17 protein-coding genes, 1 tRNA gene and 1 pseudogene are annotated in these 24,053 nt (G+C 28.9%); 14 read left to right on the top strand and 5 right to left on the bottom strand.

The window, feature by feature from the left end:
• The first annotated feature begins 1 nt into the window (after position 1).
• The 7 genes and pseudogenes from hisD to hisIE all read left to right on the top strand — a co-directional run bounded on the left by hisD (position 2) and on the right by hisIE (position 6,224).
• On the top strand, positions 2–1,327 hold the full coding sequence (gene hisD, locus VOI34_RS01480) for a histidinol dehydrogenase (RefSeq protein WP_331828675.1): 1,326 nt from the start codon (positions 2–4) through the stop codon (positions 1,325–1,327).
• A complete protein-coding gene (hisC, locus tag VOI34_RS01475) occupies positions 1,314–2,420 on the top strand; it encodes a histidinol-phosphate transaminase (RefSeq protein ID WP_331828674.1) in 1,107 nt (368 codons plus the stop codon). The genes hisD and hisC overlap by 14 nt, the downstream gene beginning before the upstream one ends.
• The gene (gene hisB / locus VOI34_RS01470) at positions 2,410–3,486 is read left to right on the top strand and encodes a bifunctional histidinol-phosphatase/imidazoleglycerol-phosphate dehydratase HisB (protein ID WP_331828673.1); all 1,077 of its coding nucleotides are present in this window, start codon (positions 2,410–2,412) and stop codon (positions 3,484–3,486) included. The genes hisC and hisB overlap by 11 nt, the downstream gene beginning before the upstream one ends.
• Positions 3,483–4,072, top strand: a pseudogene (hisH, locus tag VOI34_RS01465) (imidazole glycerol phosphate synthase subunit HisH). The gene hisB and the pseudogene hisH overlap by 4 nt, the downstream one beginning before the upstream one ends.
• Before the next feature lie 3 nt (positions 4,073–4,075).
• The gene (locus tag VOI34_RS01460) at positions 4,076–4,816 is read left to right on the top strand and encodes a 1-(5-phosphoribosyl)-5-[(5-phosphoribosylamino)methylideneamino] imidazole-4-carboxamide isomerase (protein WP_331828672.1); all 741 of its coding nucleotides are present in this window, start codon (positions 4,076–4,078) and stop codon (positions 4,814–4,816) included.
• On the top strand, positions 4,798–5,574 hold the full coding sequence (gene hisF, locus VOI34_RS01455) for an imidazole glycerol phosphate synthase subunit HisF (protein WP_331828671.1): 777 nt from the start codon (positions 4,798–4,800) through the stop codon (positions 5,572–5,574). The genes VOI34_RS01460 and hisF overlap by 19 nt, the downstream gene beginning before the upstream one ends.
• On the top strand, positions 5,568–6,224 hold the full coding sequence (gene hisIE / locus VOI34_RS01450; RefSeq protein ID WP_331828670.1) for a bifunctional phosphoribosyl-AMP cyclohydrolase/phosphoribosyl-ATP diphosphatase HisIE: 657 nt from the start codon (positions 5,568–5,570) through the stop codon (positions 6,222–6,224). Before hisF ends, hisIE begins: the two co-directional genes overlap by 7 nt.
• Before the next feature lie 282 nt (positions 6,225–6,506).
• On the opposite strand, the gene gndA is transcribed toward hisIE, so the two are convergent.
• Complete coding sequence (gndA, locus tag VOI34_RS01445) at positions 6,507–7,922, bottom strand: NADP-dependent phosphogluconate dehydrogenase (protein ID WP_331828669.1); 1,416 nt, start codon at positions 7,920–7,922, stop codon at positions 6,507–6,509.
• 559 nt (positions 7,923–8,481) lie between these two features.
• On the opposite strand from gndA, the gene metG reads away from it, so the two are divergent.
• Entirely contained in the window at positions 8,482–10,131 is a 1,650-nt protein-coding gene (gene metG, locus VOI34_RS01440; protein WP_331828668.1) for a methionine--tRNA ligase, read from the top strand.
• Positions 10,132–10,938: 807 nt separating this feature from the next.
• Here the strand turns inward: metG and folE are convergent.
• Entirely contained in the window at positions 10,939–11,604 is a 666-nt protein-coding gene (folE, locus tag VOI34_RS01435; protein ID WP_331828667.1) for a GTP cyclohydrolase I FolE, read from the bottom strand.
• Positions 11,605–12,528: 924 nt separating this feature from the next.
• On the opposite strand from folE, the gene rplY reads away from it, so the two are divergent.
• Positions 12,529–12,765 (top strand): 50S ribosomal protein L25, encoded by a 237-nt coding sequence (gene rplY, locus VOI34_RS01430; RefSeq protein WP_331828666.1) that lies wholly within the window; start codon positions 12,529–12,531, stop codon positions 12,763–12,765.
• Positions 12,766–13,132: 367 nt separating this feature from the next.
• Positions 13,133–13,206: transfer RNA gene (locus VOI34_RS01425), tRNA-Pro, on the top strand.
• A 7-nt stretch (positions 13,207–13,213) separates the two neighbouring features.
• Here VOI34_RS01425 and VOI34_RS01420 read toward each other — a convergent pair.
• The 3 genes from VOI34_RS01420 to gyrA form a co-directional block, all read right to left on the bottom strand.
• Entirely contained in the window at positions 13,214–14,305 is a 1,092-nt protein-coding gene (locus VOI34_RS01420; protein WP_443092749.1) for a D-alanine--D-alanine ligase family protein, read from the bottom strand.
• A gap of 113 nt (positions 14,306–14,418) precedes the next feature.
• A complete protein-coding gene (locus VOI34_RS01415) occupies positions 14,419–15,540 on the bottom strand; it encodes a porin (protein ID WP_331828665.1) in 1,122 nt (373 codons plus the stop codon).
• Positions 15,541–16,226: 686 nt separating this feature from the next.
• The gene (gene gyrA / locus VOI34_RS01410) at positions 16,227–18,782 is read right to left on the bottom strand and encodes a DNA gyrase subunit A (protein ID WP_331828664.1); all 2,556 of its coding nucleotides are present in this window, start codon (positions 18,780–18,782) and stop codon (positions 16,227–16,229) included.
• A gap of 244 nt (positions 18,783–19,026) precedes the next feature.
• Between gyrA and ubiG the strand changes: the two genes are divergently transcribed.
• The 4 genes from ubiG to yfaE all read left to right on the top strand — a co-directional run bounded on the left by ubiG (position 19,027) and on the right by yfaE (position 23,956).
• The gene (gene ubiG, locus VOI34_RS01405) at positions 19,027–19,761 is read left to right on the top strand and encodes a bifunctional 2-polyprenyl-6-hydroxyphenol methylase/3-demethylubiquinol 3-O-methyltransferase UbiG (RefSeq protein WP_331828663.1); all 735 of its coding nucleotides are present in this window, start codon (positions 19,027–19,029) and stop codon (positions 19,759–19,761) included.
• A gap of 444 nt (positions 19,762–20,205) precedes the next feature.
• Positions 20,206–22,488, top strand: a complete 2,283-nt coding sequence (gene nrdA, locus VOI34_RS01400; protein WP_331828662.1) for a class 1a ribonucleoside-diphosphate reductase subunit alpha — start codon at positions 20,206–20,208, stop codon at positions 22,486–22,488.
• 69 nt (positions 22,489–22,557) lie between these two features.
• On the top strand, positions 22,558–23,688 hold the full coding sequence (gene nrdB / locus VOI34_RS01395; RefSeq protein WP_331828721.1) for a class Ia ribonucleoside-diphosphate reductase subunit beta: 1,131 nt from the start codon (positions 22,558–22,560) through the stop codon (positions 23,686–23,688).
• Positions 23,672–23,956 carry a class I ribonucleotide reductase maintenance protein YfaE gene (yfaE, locus tag VOI34_RS01390; protein WP_331828661.1) on the top strand — a complete coding sequence of 95 codons (285 nt, stop codon included), beginning with the start codon at positions 23,672–23,674 and terminating at the stop codon, positions 23,954–23,956. Before nrdB ends, yfaE begins: the two co-directional genes overlap by 17 nt.
• Positions 23,957–24,053 lie beyond the last annotated feature (97 nt).

Genomic DNA, 24,053 nt, shown 5'->3' with positions numbered 1-24,053 from the left:
TATGAGTTCTTATGAACATCCTATATCTATTATTTATTGGAACTGTTGTTCTAAATCTGAACGAAAGAGATTACTTATCCGTCCAATAGACAATAATTCAAAGGATATCAGTACAAATGTTAAAAACATCCTGGATCAAGTTCATAATGAAGGAGATCGTGCTTTATTTAAATTTAATCTATATTTCGATAACGTACAAACTAAACAATTAAAGATTCCACCTGAAATTATTATAAACTCAGGTAATGATCTATCTAATACAATAAAAAGAGCAATACACGTTGCAATAACAAATATTACACGATTTCATCAAGAACAATATCCTTCAGAAATAAATTTAGAAACTTCTCCCGAAGTATACTGTCGCCAAATTATTCGACCATTAAACATTGTCGGACTATATATTCCAGGAGGCACTGCACCATTGCTATCAACAGTGATGATGTTGGGCATTCCAGCTCATATTGCTCGATGTAAACGCGTTATATTATGTTCTCCTCCTCCGGTGCCCGATATAATTACATATACTGCACAACTTTGTGGAATCAATGAGATCTATCAAATAGGAGGAAGCCAAGCTATAGCTGCTATGGGATTTGGTACTGAATCTGTTCCAAAAGTAGATAAAATATTTGGACCAGGTAATGCTTGGGTTACCGAAGCAAAACGTCAAATTAATTTTGCACCAAATGGAACAGCTATCGATATGTTGGCTGGCCCTTCCGAAGTATTAATTATTGCAGATAATACAGCTAATCCTATTTTTATCGCAGCAGATCTTTTAGCACAGGCAGAACATGGGCCTGATTCGCATATAATACTAACCACTCCCAGTATACACATTGCAGAGCAAACAAAACAAGAACTACATAAACAATTACAAATACTACCACGTAAAAAGATAATTAAAGATTCATTAATTAATGGCTGCATAATCATTACTGATAATTTAATGGAATGTTTTTCTATAAGTAATAGTTACGCTCCAGAACACTTAATCATTCACGTTGAAAATGCCCAAGATTATTTAAATCACGTCATTAATGCCGGGTCAATATTTCTGGGCAATTGGTCTCCAGAGGTTGCTGGAGACTATGCAAGCGGGCCGAATCATGTATTACCTACATACGGACGTGCAATTACCACATCTGGTTTAGGGGTTGTAGATTTTCAAAAAAGAATATCGGTACAACAATTAACCCAAAATGGACTCTTAAAATTATCATCAACAATCAAAACATTAACACAAATTGAACAATTAAAAGCTCATGAATATGCTGTAATATATCGCATCAATCATATCAAGGAACAAAATGAACATTCGTGACTTAGCCAGGAATAATGTATTAACTCTAAAACCTTATCAATCTGCCAGAAAATTAACACATTCAGGTAACATATGGCTTAACGCCAATGAATTTCCGATCGCCCCCGATTATCAATTACGTTGTAAAAAAATTCACAGATACCCTATGTGCCAACCACAAGAAATAATTAACAAATATGCTTACTACGCTGGAGTACGACCTGATCAAATTTTAGTATCCAGAGGGGCCGATGAAAGTATTGAGTTATTAATGAAAGTATTTTGTAACCCTGGGAAAGACGTTATAATATTTTGCCCTCCAACATATGGTATGTACAAAACCACTGCAGAAATTTTAGGAATTAATTATCGGATCATACCGAAAAAGAAAAACTGGCAACTTGATTTAGTATCTATTAAGTCACAATTAAATGATGTTAAATTAATTTATATTTGTAATCCAAATAATCCTACTGGTAATATTATTCATTTAAATAGTTTAAAAAAATTGTTAAATATTATCCAAAATCGAGCGCTATTAATAACTGATGAAGCATATATTGACTTTTGTCCTGATGCAAGTTTAGTGCGCTGGTTATCCACGTATCCGCATTTGGTTATTTTAAGAACTTTATCCAAGGCTTTTGCACTAGCAGGAATACGTTGCGGTTTTACTTTAGCTAATCCAGAAATTATTAAATTGTTAGAAAAAGTTATAGCACCATATCCATTGTCCATTCCAGTAATTGACATCGCAGAACAAGCTTTAACCCCAATAAACATACAATATACTAAAAACAGAATAGCTATAATTAATACAAACCGAGACATATTAATTACGGGTTTAAAACAATGCTCTTGTGTCCAAAAAGTGTTTAATAGTAATGCTAATTATGTATTAGTTAGATTTAATCCAAAATATCAAGTGTTTAATGCACTATTAAATCAAGGTATAGTTTTAAGAGATCAAAGTAAACAACTAGGATTAATTAATTGCTCACGAATCACTATTGGTACGCTTAATGAATGTAAACGAGTGATTTCTGTCTTAAAAAAACTACGCGTTTCATCATCCACCTACGTAAATAAATATAGGAGCACTCATGTGTCATAAAATTTTATTTATAGATCGGGATGGAACTCTAATTAATGAACCAAAAGACAATTTTCAAGTTGATTCTTTAGATAAGTTCTCATTAGAACCCCACGTTATTCCTGCTCTTATAGCGCTAAAAAATATAGGTTTTGAATTTGTTATAGTTACTAATCAAAATGGACTAGGAAGTATTTCATTTCCCAAAGAAAAATTTGATGAGCTGCATTACCTGATGATTCGAATATTTCAATCTCAAGATATTAAGTTTAATCAAATATTAATTTGTCCTCATTTTCCTGAAGAACAATGTCATTGTCGAAAACCAAAAACTGCTTTAGTAAATTCTTGGTTAACCGATAATAAATTAAATAAATTTAATAGTTATGTTATTGGAGACCGAGATACTGATATGATCTTAGCAACCAATATGGGTATTCAAGGAATACGGTACCATCACATTAATTTTGGTTGGAAAAAAATTAAAAACTATTTAATGCAACATTACAGATCAGCACATATTTATCGAACCACTGAAGAAACTAATATAGATATAAAAATATGGTTAGATCAAAGCGATAAAAGTTATATTAATACTGGAATTAATTTTTTTAATCATATGTTACAGCAAATAGCTATTCATGCTGGATTACGTATGAATATTATAGCAAAAGGAGATTTATATATAGACGACCATCATACTGTTGAAGATACTGCTTTAACATTAGGAGAGGCTTTAAGTGAAGCACTAAATAAAAAATGTGGTATTAGAAGATTTGGATTCACCTTACCTATGGATGAAAGTATCGCGCAATGTATATTAGATCTTTCTGGACGTACATACTTTCACTATCAAGCTAAATACAATTTTCAAAAAATAGGAGATCTCAGCACTGAAATGATAGAACATTTTTTCCGTTCATTATCTTCAAAAATGAACTGTGCTTTACATTTACAAGCAATCGGGGATAATGACCACCATAAAGCAGAAAGTTTATTCAAATCTTTTGGTCGAGCATTGCGCCAAGCTATTTATATAGATAATAATAATAATAATATACCAAGCTCTAAAGGAACATTGCTATGAATATAGTTATTATAAACACCAATTGTTCTAATTTATTTTCTGTAAAAACCATGTTGCATAAATTAGGGCATAATCCAATAATTAGTGATAGAGTTGATATTATATCCCGAGCAGATAAACTGTTTTTACCAGGAGTTGGTACCGCCGCAGCCGCGATGAAGCAATTAAAAAAAAAAATCTAGTTACGTTAATACAAAATTGTACTAAACCAATATTAGGCATTTGTTTAGGGATGCAGTTATTCGGTACCCATAGTGACGAAAATAATGGCATCAACACCTTAAAAATTATTAATGTACCTATTAGACGCATGAAATACTATGGTTTTCCACTACCACATATGGGATGGAATACTATTACTGTTCCTAAAAAAAATTCTTTATTTGATGGTATAAAAAGAAATGACTATTTTTATTTTGCACATAGTTATTTAATAGAAATATGTCATATAACCATTGCTGAAACAAATTACGGCCAATCATTTAGTTCAGTCATAGAATATAATAATTTTTTTGGAGTTCAGTTTCACCCTGAAAAATCAGGTATACCTGGACAACAATTAGTAAAAAATTTTTTGGAGATTTAATTTGTGATTATTCCCGCACTAGATATTATTAACGGAAAAATAGTCAGGCTATATCAGGGATCTTATCATATGGAAACTAGTTATGGAAACCCTGTATCATTATTAAGACAATATATATGCCAAGGAGCAAAAATGATACATTTAGTTGATTTAACTGGCGCACAGAATCCATCAAAAAAACAAAGTTCATTAATTAGTCAATTAATAAGAGAAGCTACTCCTTTATCGAAGATACAAATAGGAGGAGGTATACGTAACACTACAGATATAGAATTTCTCTTAAAAGCAGGAGCAACACGTATAGTATTCGGTTCTGTAGCGGTTACAAAGCCAGAAATGGTAAGAAAATGGTTTGAATATTTTGATCCAAATCATTTAGTTTTAGCAGTAGATATACGCATTTCTTCTACAAAAGATCGAAAAATAGCTATTTACGGTTGGAAAAAAGAAACTAATTTGAAATTAGAGCAAATAATAGAAGAATATTATACTATAGGATTAAAACATGTTCTTTGTACAGATATTTCTAAAGATGGAACTTTATTAGGTAGTAATATATCTTTATATCAATCTATATGTCGTTCTTGGCCAAAAATATTTTTCCAATCATCTGGAGGTGTTTATAAGCTAACGGAAATCTCCAAGTTACGTTGTGCTGGAGTCAAATCAATCATTATTGGTCGTGCTTTTTTAGAAAATAAATTTACTGTTGCTGAGGCAATATCATGTTGGCAAAACGAATAATTCCTTGTCTTGATGTAGCTAATAATAAAGTAATAAAAGGGGTACAATTTAAACATCACAAAATTGTAGGAGATATATTAGATTTAGCAAATCGTTACGAAAAAGAAGGAGCTGATGAACTAGTGTTCTACGATATTACGGCATCACCCAATAATCAAGTAGTAGACAAGAAATGGATTTCCCGGATTGCAGAAATAATAAACATTCCATTCTGTGTTGCTGGAGGAATCAGTACAATAAAACAGGCTAAACAGATTCTTGCATCCGGAGCTGATAAGATTTCAATTAATTCCCCTGCTTTAATAAATCCAACGCTAATCCAAAAATTAGCTGATCATTTAGGTACACAATGTATTGTAGTTAGTATTGACACTTGGCATAATCCTGAAAAAAAAATATATCAAGTACGATGCTATACCGGAGATAGTTATCGCACAAAAACTACAACATGGAAAACATTAGATTGGGTTAAAAAAGTACAAGAATATGGTGCCGGAGAAATAGTATTAAATATGATGAATCAGGACGGCATGAAAAATGGTTATGATTTAAATCAATTAAAACACATTAGAAAACATTGCAAAGTGCCGCTTATAGCTTCCGGTGGAGCTGGTACTTATCAGCATTTTTTAGAAGCTTTTCGTGACGCTGATGTAGATGGCGCATTAGCAGCTTCAGTTTTTCATAAAAAAATTATTGATATTCATAAATTAAAACAATTCTTATCTAAAGAAGGAATACAAATTAGATTATGCTAATTAAAAATAAACATCAACAATTAAATTGGACTAAAAATCACGGTTTAATACCCGCTATTGTACAACACGCTAGATCAGGAGAAGTATTAATGCTAGGATATATGAATAAAGAATCGATGATAAAGACAGAACAAACTAAGCATGTTACTTTTTTTTCACGCAAAAAAAATAAATTATGGACTAAAGGAGAAATATCTGGAAACACATTAAAATTAATCAATTGGCATCCAGATTGTGATCATGACACGTTATTAATTTTTGTTTTACCTCACGGACCTACTTGTCACAACAACACTAGTAGTTGCTTCCATCCTGGGATAGCAGATTTAAGTTTTCTTTACCAACTGGAAAACATTATATCTACAAAAAAAAATATGCTATCCCATTCTAATAATTCATCTTATACATCTCGTTTATATACTAGTGGTATTAAACGTATTGCTCAAAAAGTTGGAGAAGAAGGTTTAGAGACTGCACTTGCAGCGATTTCTGCTGATTGCAACACGAAAGAACTAATTAACGAAGCATCAGATCTAATTTATCATCTACTAGTCTTGTTGCAATGTAAATCAATAACTTTTAATGAAATTATTCAAGAATTAAAAACACGAAATCATAATAGTAGTCAACAAATAAAATATGACATATAGAAAAACAAAAAAATATAATACAACAAAATATTTTATATGTATTGGTCTTATTATTTTATATATATATAGGTAACGTAATAAACTTATAAAACACTACTACACTACTATTCAATTTATCAGATTTATATTAACAACAACTAAAACTTTTATTAGACTATAACAGAAAATATATCTATCTCTATTAGAGATAGATATAAAACATCAATGTTTACAAAAAATTTAATCTCTGTATATATCTACATCAGTCATTATCAAATTTATTTAACTCATATAATAATATTTTTATATTTGTTCTAACCAATCAGTATGAAACAGACCTTTTTTATCAACACATGTATAAGTGTGTGCTCCAAAACAATCTCGTTGTGCTTGAATAAGATTTGTGGGTAATAAATCACTGCGATAACTGTCGTAATATGCTATAGCAGCAGATAACGCAGGCATTGGAATACCATATTGGATACCACAAACCACAACATCCCTCAACATTTTTTGGTAATTATTTGCAATAGAAACACAATATGGGGATAACATTAAATTAGTAATTCCTGGATCTTGAGAATAAATATCAATAATTTTTTGCAAAAATTTTGCTCTAATAATACACCCTGCACGAAAAATTTTAGCAATTCGTTTATAATTTAAATTCCAATGATACTTATCAGATGCAATTTTCAATTGATAGAAACCTTGCGCATATAAAATAATCTTACCAAGATACAATGCTTTTTGTGCTTTTTCTAAATATAAATATTTGTTTTCAACACAATCCTTCCTATCTGGCCCTAAAAATATTTTTGATGCTTTCATACGTTGAGTTTTAAGCACGGATATATAACGAGCAAACACTGATTCAGTTATTATACTTGATGGTATTGCTAAATCAATAGCATCCTGACTAACCCATGCTCCAGTACCTTTATTCTCCGCCACATCTAGCACAGAATCAATAATATATTTATTATTAGCATCTCGTTTAACAAATATACGACTTGTTATTTCGATAAGATAACTATTTAATTCTCCTTGATCCCATTCATTAAAAATTTTCCCTAATTCTTCATTCGTCAAATTAAATATATTTTTTAGAAAAAAATATATTTCAGCAATTATCTGCATATCTCCATATTCTATACCATTATGTATCATCTTAACATAGTGACCAGAACCATTTGGCCCTATATATGCGACACAAGTTTCATCATTAACACGAGCTGCAATTTTTTTAAAAACTGATTCAACCATCTCGTATGCGTCTATTTGTCCTCCAGGCATCAGAGATGGCCCTTTCAATGCTCCTTCCTCCCCTCCAGAAATTCCAGTTCCAATAAAATTTATCCCTCTTTGTGATAATTCAAAATTCCTACGAATGGTGTCTTTATAAAACGAATTGCCACCATCAATTAAAATATCTCCTGGATTTATATACATTAATAACATTTTTATAATATTATCAATATATATTCCTGAAGTAATCATCAAAAATATAAACCGAGGCTGATTTAAAGATAGCACAAATGTTTTTACTGAATAGAACGGGATAATATTTTTTTTTGGATTATTAGAAATAACTGCATCAGTCTTATCTTTAGAACGATTATAAATAGAAACGCAATAACCTCTACTTTCAATGTTTAGTGCTAAATTTCGACCCATAACACCCATCCCGATGATACCAATTTTTTGTTCTGTAAACACATCCGCTCCTGTATAATATAAATATGTCTTATATGGTAAGAACAATAGTTTTAGCTTTATATTACTAATATATATCTAATTTATAGTGTGAGATATTATACATAAATATATTAAATATAAAAATAAAAAATTTTTAAACAAACATTATTCATAAATATAAATTCTCAAATAATATAAATTACTAATTTTAAACGTTTATTGTTAACATAAGCTAATATGACTATACATTTGAAATCAACGCTCATACATGCAATACATATTCCATATGTAAATATAATAAAATCTTATGTTTTATCTATGTTACGTTTAAATCTAAAATATATTTTAAACTTATAAAAATATATTTTTGTTAATCAAAACATTGTTTCTGTAAACAACACATAAACTATTAATATAAGCTATCAAAAAATAAATCTAATATAATTTTCATTATTTTAATATTGGATAATTTATTACATTACTATATTCTGTAGTATTAATTATAAAACATAAGAATAATTTTTAATAATATTAAATATATGTTATCGTACAGTGTATTTAGATATTTCAATTGATTTTTATGACTATAAAAAAAATGCTAGTTACTTGTGCCTTACCTTATGCTAATGGTTCCCTTCATATTGGGCACATGTTAGAACATATACAAGCAGATATATGGGTTCGTTATCAACGTATGCAGGGTAATCATGTGTATTTTATTTGTGCAGATGATGCACACGGAACTGCTATTATGTTGAAATCACAAAAACTTAATATAGCGCCAGAAAAAATGATTGCCCAAATACAACAAGAACATAAACAAGATTGTCACGCATTTGGCATCAGCTATGATAACTATTATTCTACTCACAGCGAAGAAACTCGCGAGTTATTAACTAATATCTATTTTCGATTAAAAAAAAATGGATTTATTACATCTAAAGCTATTTATCAATTATATGATTCTGAAAAAAAAATATTTTTACCAGATCGTTTTGTAAAAGGTGTATGCCCAAAATGTAAAGCGTCAGAACAATACGGAGATAATTGTGAAATATGTGGCGCTATTTATACATCTTTAGATCTTATAAACCCAAAATCAGTTATTTCTGGAAAATCTCCAATAATAAGAAAATCTGAACATTTATTTTTCGATTTACCAGCTTTTACTGATACATTACATGCATGGATACAATCTGGAAGTATACAAAAGGAAGTAGCCAACAAAATAGAAGAATGGTTTAAATTAGGTTTAAAACAATGGGATATTTCTAGAGATGCGCCTTATTTTGGATTTAATATTCCTAATACCTCAGAAAAATATTTTTATGTCTGGATGGACGCAACCATAGGATATATGGGAACTTTTAAAAACTTATGCAAAAAAAACAAAAATATATCCTTCGAAGATTTTTGGAGTTTAAATTCCAAAGCAGAATTATATCATTTTATAGGAAAAGATATTATTTATTTCCACAGTCTATTTTGGCCAGCTATTTTGTTAGGTAGCCAATTTCGTAAACCAACTAATATATTTGTCCATGGACACGTTACTGTAAATGGATCCAAAATATCAAAATCTAGAGGCACATGTATTAATGTCAGTACTTATTTATCATATTTAAATCCAGATTATTTAAGATATTATTATGCTACAAAACTTTCATCTCATATTAACGACATAGACTTAAATCTATCAGATTTCATCAGAAAAGTAAATGCAGATATTATTAATAAAGTATTAAATCTAGCATCTAGAAATTCCGGATTTATACACCAATATTATGGCGGACAATTAGCAAACACATTAGCAAATCCAGTTCTATATGATAGATTTATTAAATCTAAAGACTCTATAGGAGAATTATTTCAAAAAAGAGAATTTAATTGCGCAATGCGTAAAATAATGAAATTAGCAGACGAGGCTAATTTTTACATAGATAAAACCGCCCCATGGGTCATTGCAAACAAGCCAAATCATAAAAAAGAAGCTTTATCCATTTATTCTATGGGCATTCAATTATTTCGCATTATAATGATATACTTAAAACCTGTCTTACCTAGATTAGCTAAATATAGTGAAGATTTTCTCAATACTCATCTTACATGGGATTGTCTCTCTAACCCATTGTTAAATCATCGAATTAATAAATTTGAAATAATTTTTTTTCGCATTAGTCCCGATCAAATTTCATCTATAGAAAACAAATCACGACAACATAACTCTTAGTTATAAAATAAAAAATAAATTATTTACAGTAAAAATAACTTATAATATAATGGTAACCGCATAAAAATTTAAACTTTATTAATAAACATATACCCTGTTTTTATACTTATATCATCCTACAATATAAATTACTGTAGTCTTAAATATTCAATATAATTAAAATAATAATTAATCAACAACGATTAATAAATAAGAATACACAATTACAATTTTATCATCAAAATGATCTATCGGATCTACGCACGTATTATCGTCATTTAATTTAATTTATATTATCTGTATAAAAATTTTAAATATATAAAACTCATATAAATCAAAATTTTTAATATCTTATAACTGTCCTATTTATTTTTTAATAATTACATATATAACGTTAGAATAAATACTGAATTATTTCACAACTTAAATAAATAAATTTAAATAAAATAAGTGTTTTAATATATATATATATATTATGTATACATAATAGCCAAAATCATATTTCTTATATAAATAAATACAACTTTCATTAAAATTTATATTTCTATTATATATAAAGTACTATACATCACAAAATCTATTTATTTTAGTCATTATTCGGAATAAAAAATGAATTGATTTTTTATATAAATCGCAAAATATTATGATGTTAACTTATAGTCTTCATTTGAAGATAATAAAAATTTTTAAAAATAAAAATATCTTACAAAAAATATAATACTTATTATTATAGTATTAATACATAATTTCAAGTAATTTTTTATATCTTATAAATGTTCTGTGTCTGACATGTAATATCAATACTATAAATTTTATAACAAATAAGATTTAATGATTATAATGTACAATTGTATGTAAAAACTCTTTTCGAATATTTGAATTCGACTCGAATACACCTCCTAATGAAATAGTAGCGGTAGTACTATTAATATCATGTATACCTCTAGATTTTACACAATAATGCACTGCATCAATAAATATTGCTACATCATTAGTATTAAGTAACGTTTGTAGTGCTAAAGAAATTTGTTTTGTCAATCGTTCTTGTAATTGAGGTCTCTTAGAAAAAAACTGAACTATTCTATTTATCTTTGATAAACCAATCACTTTTTTTTTTGGAATGTAAGAAACAGTAACTTTTCCATTAAAAACAATGAAATGATGTTCACAAGTACTAGTGATAGTAATTCCTCGCACTGTAATCGTTTCGTGGATTTTCATTGTATTTTGAATAATTGTGATTTTAGGAAAATTTAAATAATCTAAACCTGAAAAAATTTCTTCTACATACATTTTAGCTATTCGTTTGGGAGTATTTGACAAACTATCATGTTTTAAATCAAGGTTAAGAAGATGCATAATAGACTTCATATGATTTTCAATACAACGTTTACGAATGTGATTATTAATATTTAATGCAATTAACGGGTTTTCTAACCCTTGCATTAATAAAGCATCACGTACTAATAATGCTTCTTGTGTCAAGATATACATACCGCCGCTTTCTCTAAAATAAATATTTCTATAATTTTTAGTATAGTATAATACCTATAATAATATTAAAACAACTGACACAACTAAATTCATATTAATAACAAATACCAAAACCTTAAATCCAACTACCGTAAAACTTAAAACCAAATGTATTCATTTCTACACATTACTTAATCTTTATTTACATAATTACATCTCTCTCATAATATGATCTATATAATCAATACCTTCTATTATGTTTACATTATAGAAATAATTTAATGAACAATTTAAATAAAAAATAATATATATTGTAATTATTATTTAGTTCTATCTATGTAGAATAAGATTTAATTATTTAAAATATAAACTTATATTACGCCTATTCATTGTATTCTTTATAATATGTATCTATATTATCATTTAATTTCCATAAATAAAAATAAATAATTGTTCATGTATTACATCAATGGTACAACAAACACTAAAACCATTTGCCAAAAATAAATAAAATTAAAAACTTTATATTTTAATTGTTAAGATGTATACTGTCTAAAATTAGACAAAATTTTGGATTTTTAATTCAATAAAATCCTACTATAGACCATAAATTAAAAATATTAACAATAAAATATCATACCAATATTTTATTACAATATTACCAAAAGTTACTATTTTTATAGTACAATATTTATTGACATGTTTAACACTAATAAATTATAGTATCAATGATGTAATTATATAACTTAATAACGTAAAAATGTGTAATCTATATTTATTTATATTACTATAAATAATGCCGCAAATAGTTCACACACAGTATAAAAATTGTATATCAAAATAATATTATAATATAAGAATAATTTTATATTTTACAGGTATTAAATCAATGTTAACAATCAAAGCTAACTTGCGTATTTATAAAAAAAAAGCGCAACGAGACGTTTGCGAAAACAAAACCAATGTCCAGCTATCATCTATAGAAAAGATAATGAAAAAAATTTACCCATTATACTAAATCAAAATGATATTCTACATCCTGATGCTATAGGACAACTATATAAAAATAATCTAATTCTATTATCGATTAAAAATAAGGAATCTATTACAGTTAAAATACAAGAAATACAATATCATCCTTTCAAACCTAAACCAATTCATATTGATTTCATACGTGTTTAATACTAATGATAAATAATACATCCATTTACAACACTTAACCTATCAAGGCATAATTTTTTAAACTGAAACTCAGGTCCACTTTATTATTATAATAAAGAAATAATATAAAAATGTTATAAGCTAAACGAGGTTAGCTTATATATAAAATTATACAATAGATTATATAGCTAATAAACACCCATGTTTTTATGCACACATTCTTATTAATAAAATGAAATAAACAGAACAACACACATTATATGATATATAAGATTTAGCTTTTACAAATAAAAATTTTGAAATTATATATAATATCTATATTCGTGTTTTTTCAAAAATTAATTTTTCTGTTTTTACAATTTTTAATAAATAACAAAACCCAGAAACGCGGCATGTAGCGTAGTTTGGTAGCGCGCCGTCATGGGGTGACGGAAGTCAGAGGTTCAAATCCTCTCATGCCGAGAATACTTTAATGGACCCGAGAAGATGATCTGCATGATAAAACCGGTTTGTTTTTATCATGCAGATCTAATGCCAATTCTATCAATTTAGTAATTAATTTTTGAAAACTTAATCCACTTATCTCCCATAATTTAGGATACATACTGTTATAAGTAAATCCAGGCAACGTATTCACTTCATTCACAAAAATCTGATTGTCTGAAGTTAAAAAAACATCTACACGAGCCATTCCAGCACAACTTAATACCTGAAATGCACGTAAAGTAATACTACGAATCTCATCACTTATTAAATCATTAACTAAAGCAGGTATCTGGATCCGCACATCTTGTGCTATATATTTATCATAATAAGTATAAAAATTATTATGCTTCAATATAATTTCACCACACACACTAGTCTCTGGACTATCATTACCCAACACTGCACATTCTATCTCTCTTCCAATAATAGCTGATTCTATCAATATTTTGTGACTAAAATAAAAAGCTTTTGCCAATGCTTGATTAAAATATTTACGATTAGTAACTTTTGAAACTCCTATTGATGATCCTTGATTCACTGGTTTTACAAAAAAAGGTAATCTAAAAGTAGAAACAAGATCGTCAAAATCTATGTTATGTTGATCGTTCACTAAAAAAGTTTTAAATGGCACTACTGATAAGCCCGCATCTCGCAATAAACGTTTAGACACATCTTTATCCATACCTATAGATGAACTTAAAATATGAGAACCAACAAATGGTATATTCATCATACATAATAATCCCTGTAAAGCACCATCTTCTCCTAATGTGCCATGAATGACAGGGAAAATAACATCAAATTTTATAAAATCATTTATGTGCTTAGTATTCGATGAAAATCGATGAGGGTAGTTTTGTAACAATATTGAAATATACGTATCATCTTTACAACAAAATAAAGTATCAAAATTTATATTTTTTAGATGCCAACATCCCTTTTTATCTATCCACAAAATTATTGCTTCGAATCGACATTTATCAATAGATTGCGCAATACACATAGCTGATTTTAATGAAATTTCATGCTCTAAGGAACGCCCTCCACAAATGATACCAATACATAATTTTGACATATACTATACCTCAATACATATATTGTTCCACTTATATACTGTACTAAAAACAAAGGCGAATTATATAAATAATAATTCGCCTTTGTTTTTAGTACAGTATATAAGTGGAACAACTAAAATACATAAGCTACTCCTAATGCAATAATATCATCTGGATTAATATTAGACGCATCAGTAAAACTATTTTTATTTAGTAAATCAATTCTATAATCTATAGTAGTACAAATATTTTTATTAAAAACATAACTAGTTCCAACTGTAATACATTTTTTTAAAAAATTTCTATAACCACTTTCTAAATCATTAGCTTTTGAATGTAAATAAGATATAGAAGGGCGTAACCCAAAATCAAACTGATACTGAGCTACTAATTCCACATTCTTTGCCTTATTAACAAACCCATAAATATTTTCTGGAGTAATGCTATCACAAAAACTTCCAAACGGTGTCATATTATAAGTCTCTCCATAAGTAGCTGCGACATACATCCCTTTTCCATCATATTTTATTCCAAAAGAAAACGCTTCAGCATTATCATTACCGCCACCACCGTTATTATCTAAAACATTTTGTTCAGCGATACGCTTACTATTAGCATAGGCAGCAGATGCAGCGAATCCATTATCCAATGAATAAGACGCTGACACTCCGTATCCCTCTCCATTAGCTGTTTTTAAAGTACGACCCGTTTCTTTATTAACATCATTTTTACCTTGGTATTGTAAAGCAAAATCTAAACCATTTACGAAACCAAAAAGGTCTTTATTACGATATGTAACCACATTCGAACTACGATTAGACAAAAAATTATCTATAAGTGATATATCTCCGCCAAATCCTGGTATTACATCCGTCCATGATCCCACATCATATAGCACTCCATAATTCCGTCCATAATCAATACTTCCAAAATCTCCAAATTTTATTCCAGCATAGCCAAGCAACACTTTACCACCATTACTTACATTAATTCCCTCAACATTTTTTAAAGAAATTTCATGCTCCCACATACCAAAACCTACAATTTTATCATTAACATATGTTTTTCCAGAAAATCCATATCTTAAAAATGAATTATCCCCATCTTTGGTATTTTCTCTAGAAAAATAATGACCTCCAATAATACTACCAAACATATTTAATATATTTCCATCTTTATTATAAATTTCAGCAGCCCCAGCAGTGCTTGCCATAACCATAGTCGCAACCAGGCTAGTAAAACACCGTAATTTCATATTCATACCTCATTATGTAATAAATAATACCACTAACAATTCAATGCCTAAATCTGACATTAATTTTTTAGTAACAATCACAACAACATATATTAATACCTATTAACTGATATCGTATACTAAAACCATCTAATACTCTTATTTTATATTAATCATATTATAATATTAAAAATAAAACGAAATTTTTAAACAATCCTATTATGTTCAACAATACATATCAAACACTAAACTTTTATATAATAAAACAAACACCTCCAAAGCGATCTATATAAATAGAATTTATTATCTAATAAGTAACTATTCTCCTATCTGTCATAGATTACCCATCTAATAGTTTCTATTATTAAATATCATATTACGTCTAGTCATTATATTCAACATGAATAACAAATGATTTTCTCATAATTTAAATTATATACATACTACCCTTATCTCAATTTAACTATTACCGTTGTTCTCAATTAATTATTTTATTAATCATCAAGTAATTATCTAAATCTTAATTTTTATAAATAATCACTATATATCACATATTAATAATATATATATCAAAAAACGTACAATTAAGCAATTGTACAACATAACATTAATTTTAAGGAGATAAAATATTTCAAAATTGTTTTATACACTTTATTATCAAGAAAGTTAATAACTAATATCGCAATCAAATTATATATAATACTTAATCAACAAACAAATCTATCTTCACTCTCTACAGATTCTACAACACGCTGTAATCCAACTACACGTTCATCAGGAGCAATACGAATTAACATAACTCCTTGAGTATTACGTCTAATAATATTAACTTCAGAAACACGAGTGCGAACTAATCGACCTGAGTCAGTGATCATTACTATCTGATCAGCTTGATTTACTTGTACAGCACCAACTACATTACCATTTCTCTCTGTAACTTTAATAGAAATAACACCTTGAGTAGCACGCGACTTAATTGGATATTCTAATTGATTAGTACGTTTTCCAAAACCATTTTGAGTAACAGTAAGAATAGAACTCTTATCTTTTGGTATAATCAAAGATACCACACGATCACCTTGTAATAAATGAATCCCTTTTACCCCAATTGCTGAACGCCCCACACTACGTACTTGTGTTTCTTTAAACCTCACCACTTTCCCGTAAGCAGTAAATAACATTACTTCATTACTACCATCAGTTATATCAGCACCAATCAATTCATCACCATCATTAAGATTTAGAGCAATAATACCAACATTACGTGGTCGACTAAATTCAGTGAGTGATGTTTTTTTTACAAGTCCACTACTAGTTGCCATAAAAACTTGATATCCTGTTGTATAATTCTGAATAGGCAAAATAGCAGTAATACGTTCATTCACATCCAATGGTAATAGATTGATAATCGGCTTACCTCGTGATCCACGACTAGCTTCTGGCAACCGATAAACCTTCATCCAATATATACGCCCATAATTAGAAAATAACAAAATTGTATCATGAGTATTAGCTACTAATAATCGAGTAATAAAATCTTCCTCTTTAATTCGTGTTGCTAACTTTCCCTTCCCCCCTCGTTTTTGTGCTTCATAATCTGTTAATGGTTGATATTTAACATAACCTTGATACGACAAAGTCACTACTACATCCCGTTGATTAATCAAATTCTCAACATTAATATTTTCAATATTACTACTAATTTCAGTACGACGAGGATCATTATATTCTTCTTTTATAGTCAGCAATTCTTGTCGGATTACTGCCATAAGACATTTTGGATCCTTCAAAATAGAAATTAAATTCTTTATCTTTTCTAGCAAACTACTGTATTCTTTCAATAATTTTTCATGTTCTAAAGTGGTAAGTTTATGCAATTTCAAATCTAAAATAGCTTGAGCCTGATCTTTAGTAAAATAATATTGATTATTACGAATGACATTGTTTACTTCTGATTGATCAAATTCAGTAAAATTAATAAAATTTGCTTGCCTCATATCAAGAATATTACTCAATTTCCAGGATGATGACATTAAAATAGAACTAGCTTCTGTAGAACTATCAGATTTACGAACAAGCTCAATAATTGAATCAATATTAAATAATGCAGTAGCTAATCCCTCTATAATATGAATACGATTCCGAGCTTTTTTTAATTCAAACATAGAACGACGTACTACTACTGAACGACGATGGTATACAAAAGCAGATAAAACATCTTTTAATGACATAATCTTTGGTTGACCTTGATGTAAAGCCACCATATTAATGCCAAATGAAGTTTGTAAAGAAGTTAAAGAATACAAATTATTTAAAATAATCTCACTAATCGCATCACGTTTAATTTCAATAACTATTCGCATACCATCTTTATCAGATTCATCACGCAAATTATATATTCCTTCAATACGTTTTATTTTTGTCAGTTCAGCTATTTTTTCCAATAATCGAGCCTTATTAACTTGATAAGGAATTTCATATATTACAATAGACTCACGACCACTTTTCACATCAGTCTCAATTTCTGCTCGAGCACGAATACAAATTTTCCCTCGTCCAGTACTGTATGCCTCTTGAAGGCCACTGCAATCATTTATAATGGCAGCAGTAGGAAAATCTGGACCTGGAATATATTGCATTAATCCTTCAGTAGTAATATCCTCGTTATCTATAAATGCTAAACATCCATTAATTACTTCAGAAAGATTGTGAGGAGGAATATTTGTAGCCATCCCTACAGCAATTCCAGCAGAACCATTAATTAAAAGATTCGGGATTCTAGCGGGTAGAACTCCTGGAATCTTTTCAGTACCATCATAATTAAATTCATAATCCACAGTTTCCTTTTCTAAATCTAATAACAATTCATTTGCTATTTTAGACATACGTACTTCAGTATAACGCATAGCTGCTGCTGGATCTCCATCTACTGATCCAAAATTACCCTGTCCATCTACCAGAGCATAACGCATTAAAAAAGGTTGTACCATACGTACAATAGTTTCATACACTGCAGCATCTCCATGAGGATGATATTTTCCAATAACATCACCTACTACTCTAGCTGATTTTTTATAACCTCTATTCCAATAATTGCCAAGCACTTGCATAGCAAATAATACACGACGATGCACAGGTTTTAATCCGTCTCGTACATCTGGTAATGCACGTCCAACAATTACCGACATAGCATAATCTAAATAAGAACGAGTTAATTCTTCTTCTACATCAATCTGTGTAATTTCTTTGGCAAAATTATTCATGCATTTATACCCTCCATTTATTCTTTAGTTATATATACTAGAAATTAACTTAAATCATCTATAATCTACAACATAAACCATTTAAAAATATAAAATTATTCCTCAAAAATAAATGCATTCATCATTGTATATATATCATTTCATTTGTGATCATATTTTAATAAACTAACAGTTTTGTGAATCATTTATATTGCTAAAATAAATATATAAAATTTCACATTTATTATTTCAGGAGAATCTTAACATGAAAGACATAATTATCGATAAACCTACAGTAACTCAAAAAAATATAAATAAAAAAGTAATTAATAAATTTAACGCATCTTTATCTCAATGGTGGGGTCCTTACAATATATTTAAACCATTACATCATATCAATTTGACACGTTTTAATTATATTATCGAACACAGTAATGGACTATTTGGCAAAAAAGTATTAGACGTTGGATGCGGAGGGGGTATTTTATCAGAAAGTATGGCACAAGCAGGAGCAAAAGTTATTGGATTGGATATAAGTACTTCTGCTTTAGAAGCAGCAAAATTACATGCCTTAAACCAAGGCCTAAATATTTACTACACACAAGAAACAGTAAAAAATCATGCTATCAATCATATTAATTACTATGATGTAATAACCTGTATGGAAGTTCTAGAACATGTATCAGATCCTATATCAATTATTTATGCCTGCTCCACCATGATCAAAATAAATGGATCAGTATTTTTTTCTACATTAAATCGTACTTTTAAGTCATGGCTATTAATTATAATAGGTGCTGAATATTTCTTACGCCTTATCCCAAAAGGCACTCACGATTTTAACAAATTTATTACTCCGTCCGAGCTTCTAAAATGGATTGACTCTACCATTTTAGAAGAACAAAACATCACTGGCTTACATTATAACCCTTTTACAAATAAATGTACCTTAATACACAACATTGATATAAACTATATTTTGCACACTCAACGAAAATAAATACTCCTATATCTAGATATAAATATTAATATAATTACTCTAATAAATATTTATATTATTAAAAGATAATTTAATATAACAAATATAATCTTCAAAAGTATAATCCAAATTAAATGATCATATTAAAAACAAACAATATTTCCAATAATTCATTAAAACACAATGCATTTGTTTCGATACGTTTAAAATTAAAAAATAATATAATATAATGTGATAATGGGCTTTTGTGACACAATGAATTTTTCAAATACTTATATCAAATTGAAATAATAAAACGTTCTTCACTTATATTGCTATGTAATTATTATTATTATTATTTTTTACACACAAAAATTATAATGTCATCATTAATTCATTATTGTACTACAAATCTAAGTTAGAATTTATTCATAACGAATTACTGTGACTAATACTATTAGTATTTTAAAATAGGCATGTACTTATATGAATCAAACTCTACTAGTTACTAAACGAAACGGTCATCACGAACCTATTAATCTTGACAAAATTCACCGAGTTATTAATTGGGCTGCAAAAGGCCTGAAAAAAGTTTCTGTTTCGCAAGTAGAATTACGTTCTCACATACAATTTTATAACGGAATAAAAACTTCTGACATTCAAGAAACTATCATAAAATCAGCAGCAGACTTGATTTCTGAAGAAGAACCAGACTACCAATATCTAGCAGCACGATTAGCAGTATTTCATTTACGTAAAAAAGCTTATGGTCAATTTGAACCACCAAAACTTTACAATCATGTATTACGATTGGTAAAAATTGGTAAATATGATAAACATTTACTAGATGATTATAATGTGGAAGAATTTGATCAAATGGATACATTCATTGATCATTGGAGAGACATGAATTTTTCATATGCTGCTATAAAACAATTGGAAGGAAAATACTTAGTACAAAATCGAGTAACTGGAGAAATTTACGAAAGCGCTCAATTTTTATATATATTAACTGCAGCTTGTTTATTTTCTAAATATCCTCAAAAAACTCGTATGAATTATATCAAACAATTTTACAATGCAATTTCAACTTTCAAAATTTCTTTAGCAACACCTATTATGTCTGGTGTACGTACACCTACGCGCCAATTTAGCTCCTGTGTATTAATCGAATGTGATGATAGTCTTGATTCTATTAATGCAACGTCTAGCGCTATTGTAAAATATGTTGCACAACGCGCTGGAATAGGCATTAATGCTGGACGCATTAGAGCATTAGGCAGTCCAATACGTAATGGAGAAGCATTTCATACTGGATGTATTCCATTCTATAAACATTTTCAAACAGCAGTAAAATCATGTTCTCAAGGAGGTGTGCGTGGCGGAGCCGCTACATTATTTTATCCTATTTGGCATTTAGAGATAGAAAATTTACTTGTTTTAAAAAATAATCGTGGCATTGATTCCAATCGAATACGTCATTTAGACTATGGCGTACAAATTAATAAATTAATGTATCAACGCCTCATTCAAGGCAAATATATTACACTATTTAGCCCATCCGATGTCCCCGGATTATATGAAGCTTTTTTTACTAATCAAAATGAATTTGAGCGCTTATATGAAATATATGAAAATAATCGAAATATTAGACACCGCAAAATAAAAGCAATAGAACTGTTTTCTTTAATGATGCAAGAAAGAGCCTCTACTGGAAGAATTTATATTCAACATACAGATCACTGTAATACTCATAGCCCCTTTAACAGTACCACTACACCCATTCGTCAATCTAATTTATGCTTAGAAATAACGTTACCAACAAAACCTTTAAATAATATTAATGACTATAATGGTGAAATTGCTTTATGCACATTATCTGCTTTCAATCTTGGTAATATTGAAAATCTTGATGATTTATCTGAACTATCTACTCTGATAGTACGTGCTCTTGATGCTCTATTAGATTATCAAGATTACCCTATTCCTGCAGCGCAACGTAGTGCTATAAGCAGACGTTCTTTAGGAATTGGAGTAATTAATTATGCTTATTATCTAGCCAAGCATGGAGTACGTTATTCAGATGGCAGTGCTAATAAACTAACACATCGTACTTTTGAGGCTATTCAATATTATCTATTAAAAGCCTCTAATAATTTAGCCAAAGAAAAAGGATCTTGTGAATGGTTTAATGATACTTCATATGCAAAAGGTATACTACCCATTGATACGTATAAAAAAGATCTCAATTTTTTTATTAATGAACCATTACATTATAACTGGGAAGATTTGCGTACTAAAATCAGACAATATGGATTGCGAAATTCTACATTATCTGCATTAATGCCATCAGAAACTTCGTCACAAATTTCCAATGCTACTAATGGAATAGAACCTCCTAGAGGTTACATTAGCATAAAAACTTCAAAAGATGGAGTTTTACGACAAGTAGTACCTGAGTTTATTAGACTAGAATCTGCTTATGAATTATTATGGCAAATACCAAATAATCGAGGATATCTACAATTGGTAGGGATTATGCAAAAATTTATTGATCAATCTATTTCAACTAATACTAATTACGATCCGTCTCGTTTTCCGAAATCCAAAGTTCCCATGAAACAACTACTTTCGGATCTATTGTATGCATATAGACTTGGTATCAAAACATTATACTATCATAACACTCGTGATGGCGCTCAAGATATACATAAAATAATATCACATAATCAATCTAATATATGTACTAGTGATGCTTGTGTAATTTAAAAATACGATTACTATATTATCTACAGTCTCAATCATATATTCATGTTTCGCTTTAATATAGGAACAAAGATGATTTATACAACTTTCTCTCAAAATAAAAATAATCAACTACTTGAACCAATGTTTTTAGGACAACCAGTGAATATTGCTCGATTTGACCAACAAAAACATTCCATTTTTGAAAAACTAATCGAAAAACAACTTTCTTTTTTTTGGCGCCCAGAAGAAATAGATATCTCCAAAGATCGAATAGATTTTCAATCATTACCAGAACACGAAAAACACATTTTCATTAGCAACTTAAAATATCAAACATTATTAGATTCTATTCAAGGACGAAGCCCCAATATAGCTCTATTACCATTAATCTCAATACCAGAACTAGAAACTTGGGTAGAAACTTGGTCATTTTTTGAAACAATCCACTCCCGTTCTTATACTCATATTATTCGTAATATTGTTAATCATCCGTCCTTAATATTCGATGATATTATCAGTAACAAAGAAATTTTAAAACGAGCAAAGGATATTGCAATGTACTATGATAATTTAATTGAATTAACCAGTTATTATCATATTTTAGGACCTGGAATCCATCGTATTAATAATAAAACTGTCACAGTAAACTTACATGAACTCAAAAAAAAGTTATATTTGTGTCTAATTAGCGTTAACGTGTTAGAAGCTATTCGTTTTTATGTAAGTTTCGCTTGCTCTTTTGCATTTGCTGAACGAAAACTCATGGAAGGCAATGCAAAAATCATACGATTTATAGCCCGTGATGAGGCCTTACATTTAAACTCTACCCAACATATCCTCAATTTAATGCGCTCTAGATTAGATGATCCAGAAATGGCTGACATCAGTGCAGAATGTCAAGAAGAAAGTTATGAGCTATTCTTAATGGCTGCAGAACAAGAAAAAAATTGGGCTAAATATTTATTCAAAGATGGTTCTATGATAGGTTTAAACAAAGATATACTTTGTCAATATATTGAATATATTACCAATATGCGTATGCAAGCAATCGGTCTAAAAATACCCTTTAGCACTAAATCTAATGTAATACCCTGGATTAACTCTTGGTTATCATCAGACAATGTTCAAGTAGCACCCCAAGAAGTAGAAGCTAGTTCTTATCTAGTAGGCCAAATAGATTCTAATATTAAGGATGATGAATTTAATGATTTTCAACTGTAAAATACTTATTTTTTCAGAAAAATATATAAATATACAATTTTCTAATAATAATAAAACATATCGTTCTTTGTTAGAAGCGTTAGAAATACACCATCATATACCGCTGATAAATTATCAATGCCGATCAGGTTATTGTGGAAGTTGCCGCGCCTTATTAATAAAAGGAAAAGTACGATATCATAAAGAACCTTTAAGTTATGTTAGTTCCAATGAAATTCTGACTTGCTGTTGTGCTCCTATAGAACATATTATATTAAAATTATTATGACACATGTTCAGAATAAATAATATTTTCATTAAAATATATGCATGCAGAGATTAATTTATTAAATTATTCATATTATATATATTTATAGTCATATTTT

The sequence above is a fragment of the Candidatus Blochmannia sp. SNP genome (assembly GCF_036549215.1).
Lineage (GTDB): Bacteria > Pseudomonadota > Gammaproteobacteria > Enterobacterales > Enterobacteriaceae > Blochmanniella.
The sequence above is the reverse complement of the archived record's forward strand: the minus strand, read 5'-3'. Positions and strand labels throughout refer to the sequence as shown.

Coding starts and splice junctions, on each gene's coding strand:
- VOI34_RS01420 (WP_443092749.1), bottom strand. CDS start 14,305: ATGTCAAAATTATGTATTGGTATCATTTGTGGAGGGCGTTCCTTAGAG.
- hisF (WP_331828671.1), top strand. CDS start 4,798: ATGTTGGCAAAACGAATAATTCCTTGTCTTGATGTAGCTAATAATAAA.
- hisD (WP_331828675.1), top strand. CDS start 2: ATGAGTTCTTATGAACATCCTATATCTATTATTTATTGGAACTGTTGT.
- ubiG (WP_331828663.1), top strand. CDS start 19,027: ATGAAAGACATAATTATCGATAAACCTACAGTAACTCAAAAAAATATA.
- nrdA (WP_331828662.1), top strand. CDS start 20,206: ATGAATCAAACTCTACTAGTTACTAAACGAAACGGTCATCACGAACCT.
- nrdB (WP_331828721.1), top strand. CDS start 22,558: ATGATTTATACAACTTTCTCTCAAAATAAAAATAATCAACTACTTGAA.
- folE (WP_331828667.1), bottom strand. CDS start 11,604: ATGTATATCTTGACACAAGAAGCATTATTAGTACGTGATGCTTTATTA.
- hisIE (WP_331828670.1), top strand. CDS start 5,568: ATGCTAATTAAAAATAAACATCAACAATTAAATTGGACTAAAAATCAC.
- VOI34_RS01415 (WP_331828665.1), bottom strand. CDS start 15,540: ATGAAATTACGGTGTTTTACTAGCCTGGTTGCGACTATGGTTATGGCA.
- hisB (WP_331828673.1), top strand. CDS start 2,410: ATGTGTCATAAAATTTTATTTATAGATCGGGATGGAACTCTAATTAAT.
- metG (WP_331828668.1), top strand. CDS start 8,482: ATGACTATAAAAAAAATGCTAGTTACTTGTGCCTTACCTTATGCTAAT.
- yfaE (WP_331828661.1), top strand. CDS start 23,672: ATGATTTTCAACTGTAAAATACTTATTTTTTCAGAAAAATATATAAAT.
- gyrA (WP_331828664.1), bottom strand. CDS start 18,782: ATGAATAATTTTGCCAAAGAAATTACACAGATTGATGTAGAAGAAGAA.
- hisC (WP_331828674.1), top strand. CDS start 1,314: ATGAACATTCGTGACTTAGCCAGGAATAATGTATTAACTCTAAAACCT.